Origin of the sequence: Pseudokineococcus marinus, from assembly GCF_013004605.1 — a bacterium.
Lineage (GTDB): Bacteria > Actinomycetota > Actinomycetes > Actinomycetales > Quadrisphaeraceae > Pseudokineococcus > Pseudokineococcus marinus.
In genome coordinates, this window is the sequence record NZ_JABEMA010000186.1 from 1 (window position 1) to 6,226 (window position 6,226).

A 6,226-nucleotide genomic window follows, 5' to 3' on the forward strand; every position below is an offset into this window, starting at 1 on the left:
CGACCGCCGCGACCACCGCGCCCGACCGGCCCGCCGCCAGCACGCGGGCCGACGGCGAGCCCGCCGAGGCCGGCGCGGCCCCGCACCGCCCGCGCATCCTCTCGGGGATGCAGCCGACGTCGGACTCGCTCCACCTCGGCAACTACCTCGGGGCCCTGCGCCAGTGGGTGGCGCTGCAGGAGACCCACGACGCGCTGTACTGCGTCGTCGACCTGCACGCGCTGACGGTCCAGGTGGACCCGGCGACGCTGCGGACGCGCACCCGGCGCACGGCGGCGCAGTACCTGGCCGCGGGCGTCGACCCCGAGCGGGCCTCGCTCTTCGTGCAGAGCCACGTCCCCGAGCACGCGCAGCTCGCCTGGGTGCTGTCCTGCCTCACCGGCTTCGGCGAGGCGAGCCGGATGACGCAGTTCAAGGACAAGTCCCAGCGCGCGGGCGCCGAGACGGCGAACGTCGGCCTGTTCACCTACCCGGTGCTCATGGCCGCCGACATCCTCCTCTACGACACCGACCAGGTCCCCGTCGGCGACGACCAGCGCCAGCACCTCGAGCTGGCCCGCGACCTGGCCGGCCGCTTCAACGCCCGCTACGGCCCCACGTTCACCCTCCCGCAGGCGTACATCCCGCCGCGGACGGCGAGGATCGCCGACCTGCAGGACCCGACGGCGAAGATGAGCAAGAGCGCCGCCAGCGCCGCCGGTCTCATCGACCTGCTCGACGAGCCGAAGGTCGTCGCCAAGAAGATCCGCTCGGCGGTCACGGACACCGGTCGGGAGGTCGTCTACGACCCGGCGGCCAAGCCGGGCGTGTCCAACCTCCTCGCCGTCCACAGCGCCCTGTCGGGCGTCGACGTGCCCGAGCTCGAGGCGCGCTTCGCCGGCCGGGGCTACGGCGACCTCAAGAAGGAGGTCGCGGACGTCGTCGTCGAGGCCCTCTCGCCCGTGCGCGAGCGCACCCTCGCGCTCCTCGACGACCCGGCCGAGCTCGACGCCGTGCTCGCGCGCGGCGCCGAGCGGGCCCGCGCCGTCGCCGGCGACGTCCTCGCCCGCGCCCACGACCGGCTGGGCCTCCTGCCGCCGGCCACGACCGGGTGAGCGCCGCGTCCGGGCCCAGGGCGGGCGAGGACAGCGCGGGCGGGCACGGGGCGGGCGGCGACGGGGCTGGCGGGGACGGCGCCCTCCCCGACGCGACGATGGGGCTGCCCCTCGTGCCCGCGTCCGACGGTGTCGTGACCGTCGGCGTCGCCGTCGCCGTGCCCGAGCCGCACGCCGCGGAGCTGCGCGAGCGTCGACGAGGCTTCGGCGACCCGATGGCCGACGCCGTCCCCGCCCACGTGACGCTGCTGCCGCCGACCCCCGTGCCGGTCGTCGACGTCGACGGCGTCGTCGCCCACCTCGAGGGGGCGGCGAGGTGCACCGCGCCCTTCACCATGCGCCTGCGCGGCGCGGGGACCTTCCGCCCGGTGTCGCCGGTCGTCTTCGTCCAGGTGGCCGAGGGCGTCTCCTCGTGCGAGGTCCTCGAGGCGGCCGTCCGGTGCGGGCCGCTGGCCCGGGACGTCGAGTTCGCCTACCACCCGCACGTCACCGTCGCCCACCACGTCGACGCCGCGTCGCTCGACCGCGCCCTCGACGAGCTGTCCGACTACGAGGTGGTGTTCCCCGTGGACGCGTTCTGGCTGTACCGGCACGGCGTCGACGGCGTCTGGCGCCCCGACCGCCGCTTCGCCCTCGCCGGCGGCGCGGCGTGAGCGGGGCCGGCGACGAGCAGGCCCCCGGGCTCGTGGCCCGCCTGACGGGCCTGCGCCCTGTGCGCGCGTACCTGCACTACAGCTCCCACCGCGGCAACGTCCTCGCCGGCGGCGTCGCCTTCGTCGGGCTCTTCTCGCTCGCGTCGGTGCTCGTCGTCGCCGTGTCGGTGCTCGGACTCGTCTTCGGTTCGCGGCCCGACCTGCAGGCCCGGGTCTACGACCAGATCAACCAGACCGTGCCCAGCCTGCTGGCGACGTCGGACAGCGAGGGGCTGCTCGACCCGAGCACCCTGCTCGACGCCCCGGTGCTGTCCACGACCGGCCTCGTCGCGCTCGTGGTCGCGCTCGTCGCGGGCCTCGGCTGGCTCGACGCCCTGCGCGAGGGCATCCGCGAGGTCTTCACGCTCGAGCCCGACCGGCGGCCCGTCGTCGCCAAGAAGCTCCGCGACCTCCTCGTCCTGCTGACGCTCGGGCTGTCCGTCCTCGTCGCGGGGTCCGCCGCCGCGCTCCTCGGCGCCGCCGGCGGCCCCCTGCTGCGCCTGCTCGACCTCCAGGGCTCGGCGCTCGGGGCCCTCGGCCTGGCGGTGGCGGGCTTCGCCGTGGCCGCCGCCGTCTACACGGGGGTCTTCCTCCTGCTCTTCCGCGTGCTCGCCCAGGTGCCGGCGCCGCTGCGCGACCTGCGGCGGGGTGCGGTGGTCGGCGGCGTGGCGCTCGCCCTCGTGACCACCGTCGGCGGTGCGCTCCTGCGCTTCGTCGGTGGCGGCAACCCGGTCGTCGCCGCCAGCGCCACCCTCGGCGCGGTCCTCGTCTGGCTCGGCCTGCTGGCGCGGGTCACGCTCGTCGCCGCCGCCTGGGGCGCGACGGCCGCCGACGACAGCGGCAGCCACGTCCTCGCGCGCCCCGGCGCCGTGGGCACGGCCGTGCGCGAGGACCTCGACGTCCCCGCCGGCCCGCGCCCGCGCACGGCCGTGGCCTTCGACCAGCGCACGACGGACCGCACGACGCTCGCGGCGGGCGCCCTGCTCGGCGTCGTGGGCGCCGGCCTCGTGACCATGACGACGGGCGCGGTGCGCGCCGTCGTGCACGGCCTGCGCGACCGCGACTGACAGGACCCGTCCGGCACGACCGCGGCGGGCACGACCGCGGCGGGCACGACCGCGGCGGGCACGACCGCGGCGGGCACCCACGGCCCCGGCCCGGTCGCCCCTCCGGGCCCGGGACGGGAGGGACCCACGACGCACGACGGCCCGGCCCCCGCGGGGGGCCGGGCCGTCGTGCGTCGGGCGAGCGGGTCAGACGCTGCGCGTGAGCAGCGCCCGCTTGACCTCGTGGATCGCCTTGGTGACCTGGATGCCGCGCGGGCAGGCCTCGGAGCAGTTGAAGGTGGTGCGGCAGCGCCACACCCCCTCGCGGTCGTTGAGGACCTCGAGGCGCACGTCGGCGCCCTCGTCACGGCTGTCGAAGATGAAGCGGTGCGCGTTGACGATGGCGGCGGGGCCGAAGTACTGGCCGTCCGTCCAGAACACCGGGCACGAGGACGTGCAGGCGGCGCAGAGGATGCACTTCGTGGTGTCGTCGAAGCGGGCGCGCTCCTCCTGGCTCTGCTTCCGCTCGCGCGTCGGCTCGTGGCCGGAGGTGATGAGGAAGGGCATGACCTCGCGGTAGGACTGGAAGAACGGCTCCATGTCCACGACGAGGTCCTTCTCGACGGGCAGGCCCTTGATGGGCTCGACCGTGATGGGCTTGTCGGGGTTGACGTCCTTGACGAGGACCTTGCACGCGAGCCGGTTGACGCCGTTGATGCGCATGGCGTCGGAGCCGCAGACGCCGTGCGCGCAGGAGCGGCGGAAGGTCAGCGAGCCGTCCTGCTCCCACTTGATCTTGTGGAGGGCGTCGAGCACGCGGTCGGTGCCGTTGACGGTGACGGTGAACTCCTGCCACCGGGCCTCGGCGGGCTTCCCGTCCTCCGCGTCCTCGGCGCTGTACCGGCGGATGCGCAGCGTGACGTCGAAGCGGGGGATCGCGCCGAGCTGGCCGCCGTCGGCGGACGCGCTCTCGCCCGCCCTCCCGTGGGGGCGGCCGTCGCCGTCGACCTGCTCGTCGTTGCGGTCCGCGGCGGCCTCGACGGCCTCGCTGTCGGTGCTGCTCATGGGGCGGCGGGTCTCCTCTGGCGGGTGCGGTGGGTCAGCTCGTGCAGAACGACGGGACGCCCTCGAGGAAGGCGCCGTCGGGGCCGACCGGGCACGGCTCGAAGGTGAAGATGACGAGCGTGCCGAGGACGACGGTGAAGACGAGCGCCACGAGCACGAGCGTCTTCAGCACGATGCGCGTCATGTCGCGCTGCGCGTAGTCGTTGATGATCGTCCGGACGCCGTTGCTGCCGTGGATCATCGCGAGCCACAGCATGGCGAGGTCCCAGACCTGCCAGAAGGGGCTCGCCCACTTGCCGGCGACGAAGCCGAAGTCGAGGCCGCTGATGCCGTCGCCGACCATGAGGTTGACGAAGAGGTGCCCGATGACGAGCACGACGAGCACGGCGCCCGACAGCCGCATGAAGAGCCAGCTGTACATCTCGTAGTTCGAGCGCCGGGACGTCGAGCGCCGGTACGGCGTCGAGCGCGGGGCCTCGAGCGAGGGAGCGGCCACGGTCAGCCTCCGAAGACGTTGGAGAGGTGGCGGACCAGGAACGGCACCATGAGCAGCACCCACAGGGCACCGACGGCCCAGAGCATCTGCCGGTGGAACCGCGGCCCCTGGGACCAGAAGTCGACGAGCATCACGCGGATGCCGTTGAAGGCGTGGAAGAGGACGGCGCCCACGAGGCCCGCCTCCCCGAGGCCGACCACGGGGTTCTTGTAGGTCTCGATGACCGCGTTGTACGCCTCCGGGGCCACGCGCACGAGCGAGGTGTCGAGCACGTGCACGAGCAGGAAGACGAAGATGAGCAGGCCGGTGATCCGGTGGGCGACCCAGGACCACATGCCCTCGCGGCCCCGGTACAGCGTGCCCTGCGGCACCACCGACCGGGTGCTTGTCTCGGTCGCCACGGCTGGCTCCTCGGAGGACGTCTCGGCGCGGGGGGCCGAGCGGCTCCCCGGGGGCCGGTGTCGCGAGGTCCTCCTCGCCACCCAGCCGGGACACATCGTACGGAGCCGCCCGGGTGGCTCGGCACCCGGGCGGGCGCGGACCCGGCCGCTGTGACGCACCGCTCACCGGCGCCGTGCCATCGTGAGCCCATGCCGAGCCCCGCGTCGAGCAAGGGCGCCTCCCTGGACCACTTCTGGGCCGTCGTGCCCGCCGGCGGGTCGGGCACGCGCCTGTGGCCGCTCTCGCGCGCCGGGGCGCCGAAGTTCCTCCACGACCTCACGTCGTCGGGCCGCACGCTCGTGCAGTCCACGTGGGACCGGCTGGTGCCCCTCGCCACCCCCGAGCGGCTCCTGCTCGTCACCGGCGAGGTGCACGCGGGCGCCGTGCGCGGGCAGCTGCCGCAGCTGGAGCGCGGCAACCTCCTCCTCGAGCCCTCGCCGCGCGACTCCATGGCGGCCATCGGCCTCGCGGCGGCCGTGGTGGCCCGACGCGACCCCGAGGCCGTCGTGGGCTCCTTCGCCGCCGACCACCTCATCCCCGACGCACGGGCCTTCGGCGGCGCCGTGCGCCAGGCGGTCGCCGTCGCGCAGGAGGGTCACGTCGTCACCATCGGCATCCAGCCGACCTCGGCGGCCACCGGCTTCGGCTACGTCCGCACGGGGGAGCCGCTCGACGTCGAGGGCGCCCCGGACGCGGTCCGCGCCACCGGCTTCACCGAGAAGCCGGACGCCGCGACGGCCGAGCGCTACGTCGCCGGCGGCGACCACCGGTGGAACGCGGGCATGTTCGTGGCCCGGGCGGACGTCCTGCTCGGGCACCTGCAGGCGCAGCTGCCGCAGCTGCACGCGGGCCTGCTCGAGCTCGCGGAGGCGCACGAGGACCTGCCCGCGCACAAGGCGGCGGACGTCGTCGAGCGGGTGTGGCCCACCCTCACGAAGATCGCCATCGACCACGCCATCGCCGAGCCCGTGGCGGCCGCCGGGGGCGTCGCCGTCGTCAAGGGCTCCTTCTCCTGGGACGACGTCGGCGACTGGGACGCCCTCGCCTCGCTCGTGCCCGACCTCGACGGCTCGTCGCTGCGGGTCCTCGGCGACATGGAGTCGGTCGTCGTCCAGGACTCGACCGGCGTCGTGGTGCCGCGGGGGCAGCGGACCGTCGCCGTCATCGGCCTGGACGACGTCGTCGTCGTCGACACCGACGACGCCGTGCTCGTGACGACGCGCGCCCGCGCGCAGGAGGTCAAGGGCGTCGTCGAGGCGCTGCGGGCCAAGGGGCGCGGCGACCTGCTCTGACGCCCGGACCGGCGCGCGGCCGCCGGTCGGCCCCGCCGTCGGCGGCGGCGCCTAGCATCGGCGGCCGTGACGCCGACGTCCTCCGCCGCCCGCCCGCCCG

At 75.2% G+C, this 6,226-nt stretch carries 7 protein-coding genes; 4 read left to right on the forward strand and 3 right to left on the reverse strand.

Going from position 1 to position 6,226, the window contains the following annotated elements; translation table 11 throughout:
- From trpS to HLB09_RS11590, 3 genes are all read left to right on the forward strand, one after another.
- Positions 1-1,094 (forward strand): tryptophan--tRNA ligase (trpS, locus tag HLB09_RS11580; protein WP_409373004.1); only part of this gene is annotated, 1,094 nt, incomplete at its 5' end.
- Positions 1,091-1,747 (forward strand): 2'-5' RNA ligase family protein, encoded by a 657-nt coding sequence (locus HLB09_RS11585; protein ID WP_322790149.1) that lies wholly within the window; start codon positions 1,091-1,093, stop codon positions 1,745-1,747. The genes trpS and HLB09_RS11585, both read left to right, overlap by 4 nt.
- Entirely contained in the window at positions 1,744-2,853 is a 1,110-nt protein-coding gene (locus tag HLB09_RS11590; RefSeq protein WP_171203525.1) for a YhjD/YihY/BrkB family envelope integrity protein, read from the forward strand. The genes HLB09_RS11585 and HLB09_RS11590 overlap by 4 nt, the downstream gene beginning before the upstream one ends.
- Before the next feature lie 186 nt (positions 2,854-3,039).
- On the opposite strand, the gene HLB09_RS11595 is transcribed toward HLB09_RS11590, so the two are convergent.
- From HLB09_RS11595 to sdhC, 3 genes are read right to left on the reverse strand one after another with little or no spacing between them, the layout of a single operon-like run.
- Entirely contained in the window at positions 3,040-3,897 is an 858-nt protein-coding gene (locus HLB09_RS11595; RefSeq protein WP_171203526.1) for a succinate dehydrogenase iron-sulfur subunit, read from the reverse strand.
- A 34-nt stretch (positions 3,898-3,931) separates the two neighbouring features.
- A complete protein-coding gene (gene sdhD / locus HLB09_RS11600; protein WP_322790150.1) occupies positions 3,932-4,393 on the reverse strand; it encodes a succinate dehydrogenase, hydrophobic membrane anchor protein in 462 nt (153 codons plus the stop codon).
- A gap of 2 nt (positions 4,394-4,395) precedes the next feature.
- On the reverse strand, positions 4,396-4,794 hold the full coding sequence (sdhC, locus tag HLB09_RS11605; protein ID WP_298801442.1) for a succinate dehydrogenase, cytochrome b556 subunit: 399 nt from the start codon (positions 4,792-4,794) through the stop codon (positions 4,396-4,398).
- A gap of 189 nt (positions 4,795-4,983) precedes the next feature.
- Between sdhC and HLB09_RS11610 the strand changes: the two genes are divergently transcribed.
- Positions 4,984-6,126: a mannose-1-phosphate guanylyltransferase gene (locus tag HLB09_RS11610; RefSeq protein ID WP_171203528.1), complete on the forward strand. Its 1,143-nt coding sequence runs from the start codon at positions 4,984-4,986 to the stop codon at positions 6,124-6,126.
- Positions 6,127-6,226 lie beyond the last annotated feature (100 nt).